The sequence below is a fragment of the Pseudomonas sp. ACN5 genome, from assembly GCF_002303975.1.
Classification (GTDB): domain Bacteria; phylum Pseudomonadota; class Gammaproteobacteria; order Pseudomonadales; family Pseudomonadaceae; genus Aquipseudomonas; species Aquipseudomonas laurylsulfatiphila.
This window is the reverse complement of the sequence record NZ_MRCP01000013.1, coordinates 105076-124252: the sequence shown is the minus strand read 5'-3', so window position 1 is coordinate 124252 and position 19177 is coordinate 105076. Positions and strand designations below refer to the sequence as shown.

The following is a 19177-nucleotide window of genomic DNA, read 5'->3' as shown; positions in this document are numbered from 1 at the left end:
CAGGTGATAGAGCGCAGTCTGGAAAATATGCCGGCACTGTATGACCGGAGTCGAACGGAGGTGTGTGATGGGTCAATATCAACGTTTTCTGCTGATCGCTGACCAAACCCTGCATCAGTCTCCCGCCCAGTTGCGTGCCGTCGCATTGGCCAAGGCAGCCGGGGCCGTAGTGGATGTGCGGGTCTTTGTCGAACCGGCACCGGTGGTGCATTTATGGCAAGAAAAAGTCGATGACGCAGAGCAACAGCGGTATTTGCGTCGCTACCGTCGCTGGGAGGTCGAAGAGCTTGATCGACTCAGCGACCTGGGGCTGCAGGTGACGGTCAAAGCCGTCTTCACCACCCATGCGCTGCTGGATATCTTGAAGACGGTAGAGGATCTCAAACCCGACCTGTTGCTCAAGGATGTAACCCTTGAACCTGTGCTCAAGCGAGTGTTCATCACCCCGCTTGATTGTCACTTATTGCGTGAATGCCCGATCCCCGTGCATCTGGTCAACCACGTTCGTTACAGCTTGCCGCACCGAATCGTGGCGGCAGTGGATCCGTTCGATCCGTCGACACAATTAAGCGGTTTGAACGACACCATCATTCAGACCGCCAATGCCCTGGCCCTGCAATGCGATGCGCCGCTACACCTGCTTTACGCCTATGACCTGTCACCTGCTTTCAACAGCGACGCGCCATTGGCCGGGGGCGGTTGGGGCGTGGATCTGAGCGAAGAGCTGCGTCAATCCTTGCACCAGGCGTTTGTTGCACTGGCGCAGCGCTACGGGGTGCCACCGGAGCGACGGCATTTCGTCATGGGGCTGCCGGTGCCGGTGATCAGTGAGTTTGTCGAGCAATACCTGGCCGATGTCGTGGTGATGGGCACTGCGCATCGGGTGGGGCTCGACCGGTTGATCGGCAGCAACACAGAGCGGGCGCTGTACTCCGTGCCAGGTAGTCTGTTGGTGGTCAGGCCGCATGTCAGGGATTGAGCACTGTCGCACCGTTGAACTGACCTGTGCGCAACAGCGCCAGCTGGCACAAGGGCACGCATGAAGATTCTCCAGGCTGCAGGTGTCAGTGGAGGTTGCGATGGCAGCCCACGATCAGTTGCTTGAGTCCGTCCATGTTCAGGATGTTGACGTCGCGGCCGTTTATTTCCACCAGTCCCTGGTCACGCAGGTGCGCGATGCCCCGACAGATGGTTTCAAGGCGCAGTCCCAGGTAGGAGCCAATTTCCTCCCGACGCATTTTCAGCACAAAGCTGCGGGATGAATAACCGCGGGTATTCAAGCGCTGCGACCAATTGAGGAGAAAAGCGGCCAGGCGTTCTTCCGAGTTCATGTTGCCCAGCATCATCAGCATGTCGTGATCGCGAACGATTTCCCGGCTGAGGATTTTGTTCAGGTTGTGCTGCAATGAAGGCAGTTGTCGAGCAAGTTTTTCCAGGTGAGCAAAATGGACGGGGCAGACCTCGCTATCTTCCAAAGCAACGGCATTACACGCATGCAGATCGGTGCTGATGGCGTCCAGACCGAGCATTTCGCCGGGGATCTGGAACCCTGTGACTTGCTCGCGACCATCGACCGACAGCACGCTGGTCTTGAACGAACCGATTCGCACCGCATACAGCGAACGCAACGGGTCGCCTGCGCGGTAAAGCGTCGCGCCCTTTTTGACCTTGAATCGTTGCACGATCAGTGTGTCGAGACGTTCGATTTCCGGACTGGTCAGGCCAAGCGGCAGGCACAGCTCCAGGACGCTGCAGTTGGAACATGCAGACTTGAGGTTCTGACTTTGAAACGGCCTGGCTTCAGACATGATCTAAATGCCCCCGTATGGATGGGCTTAGCATAGGTGCTACCTGCCCAAACCACCGGTTGTTCCGAACTATTGTGGATGTAACAGACAAACGGGTAAAAAACCGCTCCGTCGGCTGGCTCCCATGAGCAATCATCCAAGTGCCGGGCAACTGCAGGCACATGACGTTCAGGCTGAGCGGCAATTGCCATTGATGGACAGGCGCTTTCGTCTACACAGAGTCCGCCTGCGTCGAATTTCCACCCCACGGGAGATTTATCATGAGCCAGTATCAAAGCCTGTTACTGATCATCAACCCGGCCTTGCGCCATTCTCCAGCCATGAGTCATGCAGCGGCGTTGGCCAAGGCCAGCGGTGCAAGTTTGCATGTCGCGGCGCTTATCCCGTCGTTCAAATGGTTATCGCTGCTTGAAGAGGGCGATCGAGAATCGGGTCGAGAGCGCTACCTGCAGGATCATCACGGCTGGCTTGAGGCTCAGGCCGAAAATTTGCGTGGCAGGGGGATAGAGGTGACCACCGAGGTGGCCTGGGCTGAGGACATGAAGCAAGACATCATTGAACACGTCACGGACATGCAGCCCGACGTGTTGATCAAGGAGATTCAGCATGAGTCCGCGCTCAAGCGGGCCTTCTTCACCCCGTTGGACTGGCACTTGTTGCGTCACTGTCCGGTGCCGGTTTTTCTGGTGGGCGGGAGCAGCTTCGTTTTGCCTCGCAAGGTTGTCGCAGCGGTCGAGGTATCGGATATCGAGTCTACCGACAATGAACTGAACGACCGAATCATCAAACAGGCTTGCAGCCTTGCGATGCAGTGCAACGCCGAGCTGCATTTGCTGTATGCCTGCGATATCTCGGCCGCTTTTCTGGCGGACATGGGCGGCCTGACACTGGCTGACCTGACCAAAGCACTTCGCAGAGACCTGGAAAAGTCTTTCATTGAGTTGGCAGATCGGTTCGGAGTGCCCGCCGATCGTCGACATTTAATTGAGGGAAACCCGGTCACGGTGTTGAGCGAGTTTGCCAATGAACACAATGTGGATGTGATCGTGATGGGCAAAGTCCAGTCCCATGGTGTGGGCAAGCTTCTAGGCAGCACGACCGAGCATATTCTGTATCAGGTGCCATGCTGCGTTCTGGCGGTCTAGATCCTGTCCGTACCAGACTTGATCCAGACCGTCAGTTGAGTCTGATACGAGTCAGAAAGGGGATTATTTGCGCTTCCAGTACTTTTGCATTTCCAGAAACAGGAAGGATGCGGTCCATGTGATGAGCACCAGCCCGGTAAGGGCTTGTAGACCGGTCAGGTATTTGAGGTTGCCCACTGGCGAAATATCGCCGAAGCCGATGGTCGTGTACGTCGTAAAGGAAAAGTAAACGCAGTCCATCAGCGAACCGTCGAAGTTACCCGTCAGGTTGCCCCATTTCCCTGAGTGCACCATCAGGTAATAGACCAGCGCAAAGCACCAGACCTCTATGGCGTGGGCCAGGAGGGCGCCGAATACGCCAACCACGATTCTGAAGCGGTTCCACACCTTGAGCCGGGGCAGCCAGTCATTCAGGCGTAACAGGCATTCGTAATGGATCACTACGGCGATGACCACCACCAGTGTATTGATCAGCGTGACTGCCAGCATGGCAAATCTCCAGCGATAGGGGAGGTGGTGCATCAGCGTAGTTCTACGCCAGGAAGCCGGAAAATCGTTGAGCTGAATCAACAAGGGTTTAAGTCATCGAAAGTCAGTCGCTCCGTTAACGATAGCTGTTGATTAGTTGATAAAAGTCAGATCCCCCACGGCATAACGCCAAATAATCGAACTGCCGCTTTCCCCGGTCGCAACCAGTCGACAGGACGATTATGAACACGTACCTGTTCATTCTATTGCGGGGCATTTTTTGCTGGCTGCCGTCACGAGTTCGCTCGAAGTAACAAGCATTTGACTCAAGGCCCAGACAGCCAGTCGGGTTTGCACTCAGGCAGGTTTCAGGGCGAGGTAGGTCATGCTCAAGCTCAAACGCATTCTATTGATAGCTCCCAGCGAAATGACCCTGACCCCGGCGTTTGAGCGTGCACATGCCTTGGCGGGTGCAACCGGTGCCTTATTGCACATTGTCGCGTTCGATTATGTCCAGGCCCTGGCGGTAGCCGGTCTGCTTGACCATGACGCGATGGCACAGGCACGAGAAGGCTATCTGCAGGTTCACCGTCATTGGCTGGAGCAGCAGGCCCGGTTTCAACGATGCGGCGGCATACAGGTGACCACCGAAGTGGTCTGGGCCAAGTCGAGCCTGACAAACCTGCTGGAGTACGTGAACGACTTTGTTCCGGACCTGGTGATCAAGGACACCCATTATGTGCCGGCACTTGACCGTGCCTTTCACCGGCCTGTGGACTGGCGACTGCTTCGCGAGTGTCCGACCCACCTGCACCTGGTGACCAGCGCCAAAAATCCCAATCCCTTGAAAATTCTCGCGGCGATCGATCTGTCCCATCTGGAGGAACTCACTCAGGGATTAAATGACCGAATACTCGACTTGGCCTCTACTCTGGCGGCCAGTTGCGGTGCGCAGTTGCACTTGCTTAACGTCAGTCGTTGGTCAGAGATAAGCGATGCGCCGATGAGTGTACCGACAGGCAGTCTTGATGAGAGTTTGAGAGACGCTATCGAGGATGCCCAACAAGAGGCGTTCGATGTGCTTGCCGAGCGCTATTGCATCAAGAATGCCCGTCGACATTTATTGACGGGCTCCCCCCACAAGGTAATCGCACTGTTCGCTCAACAGCATGCTTTCGACATGGTGGTGCTGGGCACGGCTTATCACCATGGGCCTGACCGGTTTATCGGCGATACCGCCGAGAGCGTGTTGAACCGGGCACCGTGCAGTTTGATGATCGTCAAACCATTATCGGGGGCAGGATGTAGGAAGGCGGGAATACGGGATGGTTTTGCCACGCTTTGAGTGTGGTCGCATGTTCGCCAAACCCCGGAAACGACAAAGCCCTGAAAAATCAGGGCTTTGTCGTATAAAGATGGCGGAGGCGATGGGATTCGAACTCATGGACCTGTTACAGTCGACGGTTTTCAAGTCCGAGATACAAACGCCCGTAATTCGTCGCCCCTAGCTTGATTTCGTTTTAATACGATTATTTTTTGGCTCCGCTGCAGGCCGCATTCTACAAGGGGCAGCATCAGCGTTTTGTAACGCATTTTCCGTTATTTTACGGCTTCGCAATGGCGCCGACGCGACGGTAAACACGTTCAGTTATGTCACCCTCGGTAGGCCCCAAGAGCAGGCCCGCTTCTGGACCAGAGTTGATTAACTTAATTCAGCTGAAAAACTGCTTTTTGGCTTCATAAATCGAAAACCATTGTTTTTTATGAGCTATAGCTCGGTGAAGTAAGCGATGACAGTTTGCACAGAGTAGTGCCATATCTTTCACCTTGGTTTTTGTCTCGCCAATAATGCTGAGCGGTATGACGTGGTGGCACTCAAACATCGACTCCCTTATCGCGGGATCATATTTGCTTCCATCTGAGTCGCAAAGGTCGCACGTCAGCCCCCCCTGTTTAAGGCGCTTAGCAATTACTTCCTTTCGTAGCCTGGGGCTGCGCTCCCGTCGAATATGCACCTTTGTTGCTGACTTACCCTCAGCAAACTCTTCCTCATCATCAATTTCCGGAAGCTCGTCGACAATTTTTAGGCAATGGCGAATAAGATCAGCCAACTCCCGTGTTCGCACACGATCATGACCAAGCTCTACCCATACTTCGCGATCCGTCTTTGAGGTATTTTTAAGGCCCGCACCGGTATGAACACTGCGGAGATTTTGTAATTTGAATGCTACACCGTCTGGATTTCTAAAGGACTCTTGGCGCGCTGCTTGGCTGTGGTGTGGGAAAGCTCTTAGCACACAAGATAATTCTCGAACCCTATCATCGGTCGAGCCCGGAATCTGACCATTGCAAGTATGATAGAGATCAAGCGCAAGTATCACCTCGTCGCGTGTCCAATCAGGATTTCCGTGTCCTTTAGTGACCGCCATTCATAGCGTCCTCAGCATTAGTTTATTTACGACTCAATAACTGAATCGCCACGAGTTTGTAGGCATATACGCATGCCCGCCGTCCATCATGGATCGTTCCCGGCTGGCTGCTCCCGACCCCAAAGCAGACTTTGCCTTAAGGTGTACCTCATCGCTCGGCAATTCTTAGTCATAGCCATACGTCTCCCCGTACTTTGGACGTTTCGTACGTCGGGATAATTCGCCATCCCGCAGTCTGATGCAGTCCAATCGCTTCCGAATTGGGGTGGTGATAGCGATTCGGATGGCCATACGAGACCGCCGCAGTGGCGCCTGCTTTTACCGGAATAGGAGGGCTGCCGCTGAAGGAGCCCCCGTGGTGTGTCACTGTAATCGCTGCAAACTGGTTTCCGGCGCCACTTGGGAGTAACGAATATGGGACATCTCCGGAAAGCAGAACGTCGCCTCCAGCCCTGTTTATCTTCATGACATATCCGCTTCCGTTTCTATCTGTCGATGCGCCAGTGCCTTTCCAGAGATGAAGGCTAGAGTCGAGCGAGTAGGAGGGGGCCGAAAGGAGCGTAAGCTTTGAACCGAGTTTGGCTTGTAGAGACGCGGCATTAGGGCCTACTGGTTGATCGGGGGCAAACCAGTCGAGTTGTCTTAGTGCTGGGATTTTGCTCACAGCTAGAGAGTAATGATCAAAATCCCAGTGTGAGAGGACGACAAACCCCGACGCAGGTACGCGTCTGGCTTCAAAAAAACTATTCGGGAAGGTTCGGTGATGGAAGAACACCGGGCCGCCTACATCGAAGTAACCGAGTACTGGCGATTGTATAGAGCGGACAGGATGAATAGTTGAGAAACTGGCGTGTCCGACGTCTACGACCCTTACAAATGGGCCGACACCCGCAAGTTTTCGAGGGCGTTTGTCTTGCTTCTGGGTTCGAACAGCCGCCGTCGACTGGCAGAGCTCCATCAATTTATCCACCGCCGGGGCAGGCTCTAAAGGTCCTCCAGACAAGGCGACAGCGCTTATGATGTTGGTTCTGACAACGGGACCACTATAGTCATTTTCGGCCGATAGGAACCAGGCTGGAGGCTCTCCAGGGCAATCTTGCAACTCGAATTCAATCCAGCCCCCCTCATCCCAGCGGCTTTCAGGAAACAATGAATCCAGCCGGTTGATGGTCGAAAGGATGCGTACGATAAAAAGGTCGGAAGCCTCTCGGTTGTGAGCAGTACCGGATTCGATAGCCTCGATCTTGATTGAGTCTATGACGACGTTCACTCGGCCTCTGGATTTTGTCTTTTCCTCTGGGAAGGTAACTGCCTCCAAAAAACCATAGGCCTTGATGATCGGCCGATCTGATTCATCCATGATCAATCTCACTTAAATGTTTATTACGCCAGCAGACGCCCGTCGCGCGTGGGGGCTACCTTCCAAGGATAACTAATATTGGCCGATAGCTGTTGGTTAACAAGGGAGGCGACACATTGCAGCCACTTACAACGACTGTGATCGGGCCAAAGCTACCTGCCGCAAACGGCACCGCGTGCGATCGACACGTCAGTTAAGGGCCCACAGCGATCAGTCGCAAGCTTAAGATTAGGTACGAACGACTTCACATGTACGTAAACAAAAGGAAAGATGGGTGATGGAGGATTTTCTGAATAGATCTGATGAGCTTCATATAGAAATCCTTCACCTTTTGGAGGGAGTTACTCCATTCCCCGGCACACGGCATGAGGTCGCAATGGTGGCTTGCGGCATGGCGCTGGAACACGCTCTAAGCCTGCGCCTGTTGGTAAGAGCTCAATGCTACACGTCAGCTCTGGCGATGATGCGTTTGCAATATGAAGCCCTAACAAGGGCCGTTTGGCTTCTGTATGCGGCTAAGGATCAGCAGGTCGAAACCCTCGCGGCAGCACTCACACTGGAAGCCGAACACAGCGCAAAGAAACTCCCGATGTTCTCGCAGATGCTCCATGAGATCGTCGAAAGGGCTCCTGTGCAGGCATCGAGCATGCTAATGAATTTCAAGGATGTGAATTATCACGCCATGAACTCGTTCGTACACAGCGGCATTCACCCTCTGCGCCGACACTCCGAAGGCTATCCACCTGAGCTGATTCAGAGTGGCATCCAGAATAGCAATGGGCTTAACGTCATGACACTCCAGCTTGGAGTGATTCTTACGGGTGACACGTGCCTGTCAAGCACTGTGAGAGCCGTGCAGGAAAAGCACCATCAGGTTTTACCGGGTCAGATTCCCCCACGTCATTGACTGAGATCTATGGCCACCGACGGATCCCGACCCAAACCAGGCAGTCGCACGTGTCTAGGAAATCAGAAGCGATTCAGACTGCTTCTGGCCGAAAGTAGTCATTGCGGCGACGATCTGAGGCTGGCGTCACCGCCAGCGTTATCTTGATGAACTCAGTGTCTTGTAACGCGTTGTTCCGCTATTTAGATGGCTTCGCAATGGCACCGACGCGACGGTAAACACGTTCAGTTATGTCACCCTTGGTATGCCCCAAGAGCAGGCTCGCCTCTCCGATGTCAGTAATTTCCGACGCGGCTTTTGGCCTGATGTCCCGAAACTGAAAGCTGCTGATTCTTCCAGCAAGCAGCGTGTCGCCAGTCTCGATCGCTTCATTCTTGGCCCTTTCCCGGGCCTTATCCCAGCGGTCGCGAAGCATTTTGGCAGTCATACGCTTCCCGCGCGCACTCACAATCAGATAGCTCGAAACGTGTTGAGCGTTTCGCTCTGCGATTTTTGCGATCAGCATACCCAAGCTGTTTGCAGAGCCGCTGGCAGTCATCTGGATACGCAGCTTCTTGTGCGTCTTGTTCTGCTGCACCATCAAATATCCCCCTTCGATATCATCCTTGCGCATGACCAAAACGTCGGCCGGCCGCTGCCCTGTCAGGTAGGCAAGGTCCATTGCATCTTTCAGCTCTTGAGCTGCTTTTTTGTAAACAGCATCCCAAACCACATCGTTTGCGTAATAGTCCCGAGGCGTCTCCTTGTTCTTGCGTACACCCTGACAGGGATTTTCTTTGGAGGTCAGACCCCACTCACGCGCCATATTGAATACGTGTGAGAGCGTGGCTATCTCACGGTTGGCCCGAACCTTTGCAGTTCGAGCGTCCCGATAGCCAGCGACCGTGGCAGGTGTGATTGAGTCGATGGGGGCATTGTCGAAAAGTGGTCGCAGCTGTTTGATCTCTGAAAGATTGTCGCTCTGCGTGCGGGGCGCCTTCTTCGGGACGATGTCACGAATATAGCGGTCAAAGATCCCCTTCATAGTCCGCAAGTCCAGTGGTATTTCCTTGGCTTCGAGCTCCGCCCACTTGAGCCTGGCTTTGTCGAGATCCTTGCCCAGTGGGATCGCCTTGAGGGGCGACCTCTACCGATTTGGTGTAACGGTGCCCGCGCTGATCGCGACACTGGACGCTGACATAGATCGTCCAGCGATGGGCGAAGTCGCAGACTGCTTCGGCCATATGTTGTCCTGGCGGGATGCTCTTGCAGCTCTTTCTGTTGATCATCCCTTGGCGTCCGCTGGGCTCGATGTGGACCACCGCGACGTGATTGGCATTGAGCAGTGCCCGGCTCGCTCGCTCTACCCGGGTACGCAGGTTGTTGGGCTTTCGTTTTTTCATAGCATCACCGCAATCTGGCAGTTGGCCTTTGCTTCAAACTGCATGGCGAGTTCGTAAGCGGCCTTGTAGTCGTCACGGAAGGCGCGAGTCTTGCCTGTGGTGCGGTCTTTAATCTGGTACATGCCGATACTTTTCCCGTCGACTTGAAAGCGCACCGGTTTCGATGGCTCTTGCCGACCAGGGCGCCCACATAGTACGGCTTGTGCAGCCTTGGTTTTTTGCAGTAGCACACCGAGTTCATCGAAGCGCTCTTTAAATGATGGATGCATGGCTGATCCCTCGGAGCGGGTTGCGTGTATTCGTCAGCCCTCCGACCACCTGCTGATCGCCATTGGGCAGGGAAGGATGCTGATTCATAAAAGGCAGGTGTAAAAAAGCCCGATCGGAACCGGGCCATTGTTTGCGTCACAAAGACCTGCTTAAGTGATCGCAGGTGTTGCCATCGAGAAATTCGACAAACCCGCCTGAATGCGCTGCGTGATTTCTTCTCGATGCACCTGGACATCCTTTGGTGCGCTAGTTCCGATACGTACCTGTTTGCCGCTAACACCCAGCACTGTGATCGTGATGTTGTTGCCTATGTTGATGCTTTCGCCTTCTTTGCGAGTCAAAATCAGCATTGTCCATTTCCTTGCGTGAGTGGGTTTCCCAATGCCGCCTTGCAAGAAGCGGCATCAGTGAAACATCACTGCATTACGCGGATTTCATTCCGAGGGAACCACGTACCGTCAACCAGAACCATGCAGCCAACAAAGGCGGCGTAGCGGGTCTCTCGGTCAGTCTGGAAGCCGTAGTAGGAGCAAGTGGCCCGAGAGGCTACGTTGCTCAGCAACATGCAGCCTACGATCAGTGCCAACAGGATCAGCAGAACCTTTGTCGCGTACTTCACGCCTCGATACCGTAGTCAGCAAGGCGCAGACTGAAGTGCATGCCTATTTCCTTCAGTACCACCAACTCTGCTGGCTCGATCTGACCATCAGCCTGGGCAACGGCAAGAATGTTGACGAAGGCCTCCTCCGCGTCGGCCGGAACGTTTTTGATGTCGGCCAGTTCCCGCTTGATCGCCAATCGACCTACTTGAAAGTTGGCGTTCAACTGGCCTGTAAAACGATTAATGGTGTCGGTGATCTCGCTGCCGAAGTGCGTCAAATTCGGGTTGGAGCGAATCAACTCATCCAGCTTGGAAACCTCGCTGGCTTCAATCTCACCATCAACCGGTTGGCATCTGGGTGGGCTTCCTCGGGGTGAAGAAAGTCGCACACTGGGCTGATCGGATTGCTGAAAGCAGGTTTCCCAAATCGGACTCGGCGCCGTGAAGCACCTTCATTGGTTACTGCCTCTAGTGCTCCTGATGGCCTATGCCATCACGGACCACATCGACTGCGGCGAGTCGCCTGCATGTCAGCTTTCCACCGTTCATTCATTCAATCTTGAGGATTAGAGAATGGCCTACACCCAATACGAAACCGTCGTCGCCAACACTCCCGATGAGCTGACGGCCAAGCTGGCACAGGCCTTTGCCGATGGCTGGCAACCATACGGAAGCCCTGTCTCCATCACTGAAGGCTTTCAAGTGCTTCAGGCAGTGGTGAAGGGATCGAGCAACGCGGCCTGCGCGCCGGGCGACATCACCTCGGACAACATCACGGACGCTTCGGATGTCGGTAAGGCGGTGCTGGTGAGTGTCGACGCCGCCGCTGCTCGTACCGCTATCGGCAGTGGGACTTCGGACTTCTCTGGTAGCTACACCGACCTGAGCGACAAGCCGGCCATTCCCGTTGAGGGGGATGCCGCGATGCTGGAAGCGGGTACTGACCTCATTGCGCATACCTGGTCAGCGAAATTGATCCATGACGAGATTGCACGTCAGATAGCAGCGCTATCAGCATGAGCTTCAAACAAGCGATCTCGACTGCCTCCGTTTCAAACGCGGTCTTCAACCAGCGCTGGATCTTCGAGGTCCAAAAACCCATCGGGGACCCTGGCAACTTCCAAGGAACACGGGGCATAAGACTCGCGCAAACGCATTAGCGGCACCCCGCCAAAGTTAGTTAACTGGTTAACTGGATTGGTTAACAAGGCTGAAAGCCTTATGGGCTGCGGCTTACAGGGCGGTTAACTTAGGAGTTAACCAGGTTAACTCGGCTATCCCCTGATTCATCTGTAAGCCACGCGGGCCGTGGCCTGCAGAGCGGTTAACTAAGAAGTTAACCGAGTAAAACAGTTGGTTAACTCCTTCAGTCGCTATCAAAACACCTGAAAGCCAAGCGGGCTGTGGCTCTCCAGCGGTTAACCCTGAGTTAACCAAGTAAATTAGTTGGTTAACTCTCGGCTCCGCCGGGTTAACCGAAAGGCACGGACATGACAGCACTCACCAAAGCGGAGTTCGCCACGCGCCAGGGCTGGTCGAAACCCTATGTGTCGAAGTTGGCCAAGAGCGGACGCCTGGTTCTGATGGCGGACGGCATGGTGGATGTCGAGGCAACGGACCGACTCCTGTTCAGCACCGCGGATCCGAGCAAAGCCAATGTGGCGGCACGGCACGAGCGCGAACGAATTCAGCGCAGGCCGGAAGGAAATACACCGGCCCCTTACATCGAATACGAACCACCAACCACTGTTCCGCTCCAGGCACCATTGTCCGCCGAAGGCATACCAGACTTTCAGGAGTCCCGTGCCTACCGCGAGTTCTATGAGTCACGCCTGACCGAGAGCGAGTTTCACAAGAATCGTGGCGCCCATGTCGAGCTGGAAGCGGTCAAAACGGCGGCGTACACGACGGGGCGGATGTTGCGGGATCTGTTGCTGGGCATGCCGCCACAGTTGGCGCCCGAACTGGCCGCCATGAGCGATCACTGGCAAATCGAAAAGCACCTCACCGCCGCATTGCGCCGCGTGCTGGATGATGCTGAACGGATGTCCTCGACAGACCTCATTCATTCTTTGACTGCAGCGAGTTAATCCATGTCAGCGGAAATGCCCGACGGTGCAGCAGTGTACCGGGAGGCGTATTTCCGCGGGCTGCGGCCAGAGCCCGATGTCTGGATCGATCAGTGGGCTGACGAGTTTATGCGCATCCCGCGTGATGCGGGGGCTGCCGAGCCAGGGCAATACCGCACGGCGCGAACACCGTATGCCCGTGAACCGATGCGTTGTCTGTCGCCGGCACATCCGTGTAAACGCGTGGTGACCATGGTGGCCTCGCAGTTGATGAAAACCCAGATCGCCTTGAACTGGATTGGCGGTCTGATCCATATGGCGCCGTCAAACATTCTCACGCTGTTGCCCAGCCTGGGGTTGGCCAAGCGAGTCTCGTCGCGCATCGGCAAGACCATCAAGGCCACCCCAGTGCTGCGCGAACGGGTGGCGGCGAACCGTTCGCGTGATGCGCGCAATACCATGGACACCAAGGAGTTCGAAGGTGGTTCGTTGTACGTCACCACTGCCGGCTCGGCGGCCAACCTGTCGGAGTTGTCGGCCCGGTACATCTATGGTGATGAAGTGGATCGCTGGGTGGTGGACGTTGGCGAGGAGGGCGACCCCATTGAGCTGGCTGAAACCCGGGGCAGTACGTTTGGCCGTAACGCCAAGTTCTATTTTTCCAGCTCGCCGACGATCCGGGGCGCCTCGCGCATTGCCGATCTGTTCGAGACCAGCGACCAGCGTTTTTACTATGTGCCGTGCCCGACCTGTGGGCACATGCAAGTCCTGGAATGGGAGCGCCTGCATTACTCGGCGGATTGCCAACTGGCGCACTACGAGTGTGCCGGTCCTGACTGTGATGTGCTGATCGAAGAACATCACAAGGGCGAGATGTTGGCCAAGGGCGAATGGCGCGCGCATGCCAAGGGCGATGGCGAAACCGTCGGGTTCAACCTTAATGCGTTGTACTCGCCGCCCGGCTGGACCGGTTGGGCTTCGTTGGCCAAGCAGTTCGAGAAGGCCAAAACAGCCATGTCTCGCGGTGATCTTGAGCCTATGCAGGTGTTCTATAACACCCGTTTGGCCAAGGTCTGGGACAGCGCCCAAGAGCAAACCAAAGCGGATGTCCTGATGGCTCGGGCACGCTTGGAGACTTACGGGCTGGGGTCAATGCCGTCCGCCGTGCTGATGCTCACGGCCTCGGTTGACGTTCAGGCCAACCGGCTGGAGTTCATGGTGGTCGGCTGGGGTGCCGGCATGGAGCGCTGGATCATCGACTATCAGGTGATCTGGGGCGACCCCTCCGACGACCGCACTTGGTCGGTGCTCGATGACAAACTCAAGGCACGTTACCCGCATCCGAGTGGCGCGGAGCTGACGATCCGGGCCGCCGGCATCGACTCCGGCGGTAACCACACCGACGAGGTGTACCAATTCTGCCGACTGCGGCGCTGGCGCAACATCTTCGCGGTCAAGGGCGCGAGCAAACCGGGTCGTCCGGTGATTGCACAGCGGCCATCGATGATGGATGTCACCTGGAAAGGCCTGACCGAACGCAAGGGGGTGGAGCTGTGGTTCGTCGGTACCGACACCGCGAAGGACTGGATTTACAACCGCTATCCGGTGGAGGACGGTCCTGGTGCGCTGCACTTTGCCAACGACTTGCCGGATGACTTTTTTGCCCAGTGCGTGGCTGAGCGCAAGGTGACTCGCTACGTCAAAGGCTACAAAAAAATCGAGTGGGTCAAGGGCAAGGCGGAGCGCAACGAGGCGCTCGATTTGATGGTGTACAGCCTAGCGATGGCGCATTACCTGGGACTGAACCGCTACAAGGAACACGACTGGGAGCGGGTGAAAAATGCTCTGTTTCAGGCGGCGCCACCGGGTGAGAAAGCCGTCATGGCTGAGCGTATTAGCACCCCGGCGAAACCGCGGCAGCAACCTGCCGATCCCGTATCACTACCGGCCAAGCCGGCAGCGGCACCGATGCTGATTGCACGCCCCCCACAGCGTCGAAGCTCCAGCAGCGGCTACCTCAAAAAACGACGCTGAGTGAAGGCGCGCAGTTGCACATCACGTTGTCTTTTTTACTTTAGAGCGATTCCCATGGCCTTTACCCAACAGCAGCTCGATGCGGTCGAGAAGGCAATTGCGCGCGGCGAAAAAATCGTGCGCTACGCCGATCGCAACGTCGAGTACCGCGACATCGACGAATTGCTCAGGGCACGCGACGAAATTCGCAGCTCGCTGATCGCGGCGGCCGGTCCTCGATCGCGCATCGTACGGCTTTACCATGGAGGCAAGGGACTGTAATGGCTCGTCAGTTTCCCACCTTGGGCCGCAGCGGTTTCCTGATGCCGTCGAATATCAAGGCCAGTTATGAAGGGGCCGCCGAAGGGCGCCGCTCCGCCAGTTGGGATGCTCCCGACGCAGGCTTCAACAGCATTGCCATTCCGGCGTTGCGCAACCTGCGTTCGCGCTCCCGCGCGGCGGTGCGCAACGACCCGTACGCCTTCAACATCATTGATAAACGGGTCAGCAATCTGATCGGCACCGGCATCACGCCACGGCCGAAAACTCAGGACGATGAGCTGCGGCATCTGCTGCAGGAACTCTGGGCCGACTGGACTGAAGAGTCCGATGCCGACGGCTTGACCGACTTCTATGGGCAACAGGCATTGATCGCTCGGACGGTGGAAACAGCCGGCGAATGTTTTATCCGCTTGCGGCCACGCAGTCTCGACGAAGGCTTGGTGGTGCCGTTGCAACTTCAGGTGCTGGCGCCGGAGTTTGTGCCGCACGACAAGTTCGAGATGGCGCGCAACGGCAACATCATCCGCGCCGGGATTGAGTTCAGTCCGGACAGCCGTCGGGTGGCGTACTGGATGTACCGTTCGCATCCCGGCGATGTCTCTTCACTGAACAGCGGGTACAACCAGTTGGTGCGGGTACCGGCCAGTCAGGTGCTGCATATTTTTGAACCGGTCGAGCCTGGGCAGCTGCGCGGCCTGCCGCGCTTGTCACCGGTGCTCAAACGCCTGCGCAGCCTGGACAACTATGACGATGCGGTGTTGTTCCGCCAGGAGGTGGCCAACCTGTTCGCCGGCTTCATCAAGAAACCGTCGCCGGATGACATTCAGACCCCGGTGGACCCGGTGACCGGTGCGCCGCTGAACCTGGCCTCGGACGGCTTCACCCCCATGGTCGCGCTGGAACCCGGGACCATGCAGGAGTTGTTGCCCGGCGAGGAGGTCGAGTTTTCCACGCCGCCGGATGCGGGCAACAACTATGCGGACTTCATGCGTCAGCAATTGATGGCGGCAGCGGCCGGCGCCGGGATGCCGTACGAAATCCTCACTGGCGACATGCGTGAAGTAAATGACCGAGCACTGCGCGTGGTGCTCACCGAGTTCCGGCGTCGTCTGGAGCAACTGCAATTTGGTGTGTATGTGCACCAGTTGTGTCGTCCTGTGCGCGCGGCCTGGATGGACATGGCGGTGCTCAGCGGTGCCGTGTTGTTGCCGGACTACACCCAGCGCCGTCGTGAGTACCTACGTACGCGCTGGGTGCCACAAGGTTGGGCCTACATCCATCCGGTTCAGGATGTTCAGAGGAGACGCCCAAGGCGGTGCTGGGCCTGGCGGCACTCACTACCGGTGCGTTGGTGTTGGGCAAGGCCTGGGCTGCGCTGAAGATCGGGCGGGGGCTGGTGAACATCGCCCGTGGTTCGGCCGGTGACCGGTCCAACATCGTGCAGCGGGTGTTCGTAACTAACGCGGATGACGTCGGCGGCGATGATCTGGATCAGGAAAGAGATAGGAAGCGAGGAAAGGGCAGCGGCACTGCAAGTCGGGCATCCCGCGGTGCCCGCTTTATGAAAGCAGGCGGGGCATTGGCAGCGGTCGGTGCCGGCCTCCAGGTGGTGGACACTTACCAGAACGCCACCACTCGAGATGAGAAAGCCGAAGGCTACGGCGAGGCAGCGGGTAGCCTGGCCGGCGGCTTGGCGGGTGCAGCGGCTGGTGCCGCCATTGGGTCGTTCATTCCGCTGCTAGGCACGGCGGTGGGCGGGATGATCGGTGCCTGGCTCGGGTCTATGGGTGGCGGTGACGTGGGCGCGACCATGGGCAAGTCCTTGTTTGGCGGGCCAGACACGCCGGCCAAAGCACCGATCGGCATCTTGCCCATGGCCGCCGGCCAAGGGGTGGGCGCGGTCGTGCGTTCGATGGAAAACGCCCCCGCCGCGCCGGTCACGGCGGCGGCATTAATGTTGAGCACGGCAGCGAAGACACCCGAATGGCCGAAGGTCGATCAGCAATTTACCTTCGCACCGGCACCGGTTTTTCAGGTGCACGGCGATGTGAAAGATCCGGCGCAGTTCGTCCAGGAAATGATGCCGTACCTGCGCCGTCAGTTTGACGACTTCGCCCGGGAGGCGCGTGACCGCCAGTTGTTTGATGCGCCCCATGTGGGCTAAGGAAGTGTTATGGCGGATGAAAAAAACTACCTGGAGCACCTGCAGGGCGGGCTGAAGTACATGGTCGACGCCGGTGAAGCCGGTCGCACTGACATCGAGTCGATGACCGGGCCCATGAATGGCGCGCTGAATGAAATCAGCGGGGCGGCCGATGCGCTGGAAGGTCTGCCCTTTATCAGCGAGGACCTGAGCGACAAGACCCGACGCCTGCAGGATGCGATCAACTCGGCGCAGGCCAAGATCGGCAAGGTCGCCAGCTACTACAACCAGACCCAGCGAGCCTTGGCGCAGTTTGAAGAGCACTTTTCCGCCCTGACCGAACAGATCGGCCGGTTTGGCGCGGCGTTCAACAAGGTGGCCGGCAAGGCCAATGCCGCGTTGGGCAACATTTTCCCCACAGAATGGTTTGCCGGCGACATGACGCCGATACCCGACGCGGTGAAGCCTTTCCCGCACCTGCTGATCATCTACCCGCTCAAGGCCAATGAGCGGCCGTATTACTTCAACCTGGACACGGCGGCGTTTGACGAGTTACGCCGGCAGACATCGTTTCGCTGGGCCGCGCAGGAGCGCCTGACCCGGCGGCCGGCGCAACAGGCCGTGGGGCTGGGCGAGGAGAAAATCACCATCAAGGGCGCGATCTACCCGAGCTTCAAGGGTGGGTTGAAGCAGCTGGATACGCTGCGCAGTATCGGCGCCAAGTTGCTGCCGCTGAACCTGACCACCGGATACGGCGAGGTGCTGGGCAACTGGTGCCTGACCAATATCGACGAGGAACAAAGCGCCTTGCTGCCCGGGGCTATCCCGCGCAAGCAGGGCTTTTCATTGGAGTTTGTCCGTTATGGCGATGACTTGCAGAACGGCTGACGGGGATGTGCTCGATACCCTGTGCCACCACTATTACGGCCACCTGAATCGTTGCGTCGAGGCGGTGCTGGCTGCCAACCAAGGTTTGGCCGATGAACCACAACCGTTCCGGGCGGGCGTACTGATCATGCTGCCGGAGTTGGTGGTCGAGACTGACAGCGTGATTTCACTGTGGGATTGATCCCGTACCCAGCCCGCCGAGTGCGGGCTTTTACTTGCCTGGAGTACCACGATGCAACCGCTGTTTCGTATCGTCGCCGACGGCGCCGACATTACCGCGCTGATCAATGATCGGTTGGTTTCGCTGCAGCTGTCCGATCGCCCCGGCATGGCGTCTGACTCGTTTGAGTTGCGCATCGACGACCGTGACGGCGCGGTGTCGCTGCCTGTCCGTGGTGCGAGCATCGAAGTCTACCTGGGTTATGCCGGCGCCGACCTGACCCGCATGGGCCGCTACACCGTGGACGAGGTCGCCGTCTCTGGCCCACCGGACACGCTGGTGATCAGCGGCAAGGCCAGCGACATGCGTGGCAGCGGCAAAACCACGCGCAGCGGCAGTTGGGAGGATGTCAGCCTGGCGCAGATCGTCGGTGACGTGGCGGCCCGCAATGGCTGGCAGCCGTCATGTCCGGTCGACACCCGGGTGCCGCGCATGGACCAGCTCAATGAATCCGACTTCAACTTCATCACCCGGGTGGCCAAGAAGCACGACTGCACGGCCAAGGTGGCCGATGGCAAGCTGCTGGTCTTGCCGCGACAAGGCGGGCAGAGCGCCAGTGGCAAGGTCTTGGCGGTCATCACCCTGCAGCGCAGCGATGTCACCCGCTGGCGGTTTCGCTTGAGCGACCGCAGCGCGCATCAGGGCGTCAGCACCCAGTACCAGGACCCGGCCAGCGGCGAGCTACTGATCTCGCACCTGGACAATCCGAATGTGCCCGAAGGCCTGCCACCGGTGCATACCGATCGCCATATCTATCCGGACCGCACGGCGGCCGACGAAGCGGCCAAGGCCCGTCTGGCGGCGTTCAATCGTTCGACCGCCTCGGTGCGCCTCGACCTGCCGGGGCGGACCGACCTGTTTGCCGAAATCATGATTGAGGCGCAAGGCTTCAAGCGCGGCCTCGATGGTGAATACCTGGTGGAGTCGGTGGATCACACCTTCACCCCGTCCGGGTGGACGGTGTCGGTGGAGTGCAATGGCGGCAAAGAGGGCAAGGCCAAGGCTTCAGGCAAGCCGCAGAAAGTCGTGCTCGAAGTGCCGGTTTGATTAACCGGGCGAGTGAGTCGCCCCGGGTCAAAGAGGGTTTAACACCGAATTAAAAGGAGCGGCCAGGCTGGATGCGTCAACACCCAGCCTGGCCACCGTCCCTGCAGATGGTCCCTGCAAGTCCCGCCTAGGCTCCTGCTCTGTG

At 57.3% G+C, this 19177-nt stretch carries 20 protein-coding genes and 2 pseudogenes; 13 read left to right on the top strand and 9 right to left on the bottom strand.

The genetic code is table 11. The features are described 5' to 3' along the window. The first annotated feature begins 67 nt into the window (after positions 1-67). Positions 68-979: a universal stress protein gene (locus BSF40_RS22870; RefSeq protein WP_095966864.1), complete on the top strand. Its 912-nt coding sequence runs from the start codon at positions 68-70 to the stop codon at positions 977-979. Between the two features lie 85 nt (positions 980-1064). Here BSF40_RS22870 and fnr read toward each other — a convergent pair whose 3' ends face one another. Beyond that, positions 1065-1808, bottom strand: coding sequence for a fumarate/nitrate reduction transcriptional regulator Fnr (gene fnr / locus BSF40_RS22865; protein ID WP_095966863.1), 744 nt, complete (start codon positions 1806-1808; stop codon positions 1065-1067). A gap of 260 nt (positions 1809-2068) precedes the next feature. Here fnr and BSF40_RS22860 point away from each other — a divergent pair, with 260 nt between their 5' ends. Continuing rightward, complete coding sequence (locus BSF40_RS22860) at positions 2069-2953, top strand: universal stress protein (RefSeq protein ID WP_095966862.1); 885 nt, start codon at positions 2069-2071, stop codon at positions 2951-2953. A 63-nt stretch (positions 2954-3016) separates the two neighbouring features. On the opposite strand, the gene BSF40_RS22855 is transcribed toward BSF40_RS22860, so the two are convergent. Next, positions 3017-3442 carry a potassium channel family protein gene (locus BSF40_RS22855; protein ID WP_095966861.1) on the bottom strand — a complete coding sequence of 142 codons (426 nt, stop codon included), beginning with the start codon at positions 3440-3442 and terminating at the stop codon, positions 3017-3019. A 364-nt stretch (positions 3443-3806) separates the two neighbouring features. Between BSF40_RS22855 and BSF40_RS22850 the strand changes: the two genes are divergently transcribed. After that, a complete protein-coding gene (locus BSF40_RS22850) occupies positions 3807-4766 on the top strand; it encodes a universal stress protein (RefSeq protein WP_095966860.1) in 960 nt (319 codons plus the stop codon). A 367-nt stretch (positions 4767-5133) separates the two neighbouring features. Here the strand turns inward: BSF40_RS22850 and BSF40_RS22845 are convergent, their stop codons facing one another. Continuing rightward, entirely contained in the window at positions 5134-5850 is a 717-nt protein-coding gene (locus BSF40_RS22845; RefSeq protein WP_095966859.1) for an HNH endonuclease, read from the bottom strand. 169 nt (positions 5851-6019) lie between these two features. Continuing rightward, complete coding sequence (locus BSF40_RS22840) at positions 6020-7210, bottom strand: hypothetical protein (protein WP_095966858.1); 1191 nt, start codon at positions 7208-7210, stop codon at positions 6020-6022. A gap of 277 nt (positions 7211-7487) precedes the next feature. Between BSF40_RS22840 and BSF40_RS33145 the strand changes: the two genes are divergently transcribed. Beyond that, on the top strand, positions 7488-8117 hold the full coding sequence (locus tag BSF40_RS33145; RefSeq protein WP_256589574.1) for a hypothetical protein: 630 nt from the start codon (positions 7488-7490) through the stop codon (positions 8115-8117). 178 nt (positions 8118-8295) lie between these two features. Here BSF40_RS33145 and BSF40_RS22830 read toward each other — a convergent pair. From BSF40_RS22830 to BSF40_RS22805, 5 genes and pseudogenes are all read right to left on the bottom strand, one after another. After that, positions 8296-9231 (bottom strand): annotated as a pseudogene (locus tag BSF40_RS22830) (tyrosine-type recombinase/integrase); the annotation flags it as partial. Beyond that, the gene (locus BSF40_RS22825; RefSeq protein WP_256589573.1) at positions 9125-9499 is read right to left on the bottom strand and encodes a hypothetical protein; all 375 of its coding nucleotides are present in this window, start codon (positions 9497-9499) and stop codon (positions 9125-9127) included. The gene BSF40_RS22825 and the pseudogene BSF40_RS22830, both read right to left, overlap by 107 nt. Further along, the gene (locus BSF40_RS22820) at positions 9496-9768 is read right to left on the bottom strand and encodes a hypothetical protein (protein ID WP_095966856.1); all 273 of its coding nucleotides are present in this window, start codon (positions 9766-9768) and stop codon (positions 9496-9498) included. The genes BSF40_RS22825 and BSF40_RS22820 overlap by 4 nt, the downstream gene beginning before the upstream one ends. 150 nt (positions 9769-9918) lie before the next feature. After that, positions 9919-10119, bottom strand: coding sequence for a carbon storage regulator CsrA (gene csrA, locus BSF40_RS22815; protein WP_095966855.1), 201 nt, complete (start codon positions 10117-10119; stop codon positions 9919-9921). 265 nt (positions 10120-10384) lie between these two features. Beyond that, positions 10385-10759 carry a TerB family tellurite resistance protein gene (locus BSF40_RS22805; protein WP_256589571.1) on the bottom strand — a complete coding sequence of 125 codons (375 nt, stop codon included), beginning with the start codon at positions 10757-10759 and terminating at the stop codon, positions 10385-10387. A gap of 184 nt (positions 10760-10943) precedes the next feature. Between BSF40_RS22805 and BSF40_RS22800 the strand changes: the two genes are divergently transcribed. From BSF40_RS22800 to BSF40_RS22760, 9 genes and pseudogenes are all read left to right on the top strand, one after another. Next, on the top strand, positions 10944-11390 hold the full coding sequence (locus tag BSF40_RS22800) for a DUF1737 domain-containing protein (protein WP_095966853.1): 447 nt from the start codon (positions 10944-10946) through the stop codon (positions 11388-11390). 470 nt (positions 11391-11860) lie between these two features. Further along, positions 11861-12460, top strand: coding sequence for a terminase small subunit (locus BSF40_RS22795; protein WP_095966852.1), 600 nt, complete (start codon positions 11861-11863; stop codon positions 12458-12460). A 3-nt stretch (positions 12461-12463) separates the two neighbouring features. Then, complete coding sequence (locus BSF40_RS22790) at positions 12464-14473, top strand: phage terminase large subunit family protein (protein WP_095966851.1); 2010 nt, start codon at positions 12464-12466, stop codon at positions 14471-14473. Positions 14474-14527: 54 nt separating this feature from the next. Next, positions 14528-14734 (top strand): phage head-tail joining protein, encoded by a 207-nt coding sequence (locus BSF40_RS22785; protein WP_027923826.1) that lies wholly within the window; start codon positions 14528-14530, stop codon positions 14732-14734. Next, a pseudogene (locus BSF40_RS22780) lies at positions 14734-16041 on the top strand (phage portal protein); the annotation flags it as partial. The gene BSF40_RS22785 and the pseudogene BSF40_RS22780, both read left to right, overlap by 1 nt. Positions 16042-16049: 8 nt before the next feature. Next, positions 16050-16898: a hypothetical protein gene (locus BSF40_RS22775; protein ID WP_178081987.1), complete on the top strand. Its 849-nt coding sequence runs from the start codon at positions 16050-16052 to the stop codon at positions 16896-16898. Positions 16899-16907: 9 nt separating this feature from the next. After that, complete coding sequence (locus BSF40_RS22770) at positions 16908-17765, top strand: phage tail protein (protein ID WP_095966849.1); 858 nt, start codon at positions 16908-16910, stop codon at positions 17763-17765. Next, positions 17740-17946, top strand: coding sequence for a tail protein X (locus BSF40_RS22765; protein ID WP_095966848.1), 207 nt, complete (start codon positions 17740-17742; stop codon positions 17944-17946). The genes BSF40_RS22770 and BSF40_RS22765 overlap by 26 nt, the downstream gene beginning before the upstream one ends. Before the next feature lie 51 nt (positions 17947-17997). After that, on the top strand, positions 17998-19032 hold the full coding sequence (locus tag BSF40_RS22760) for a phage late control D family protein (RefSeq protein WP_095966847.1): 1035 nt from the start codon (positions 17998-18000) through the stop codon (positions 19030-19032). Positions 19033-19177 lie beyond the last annotated feature (145 nt).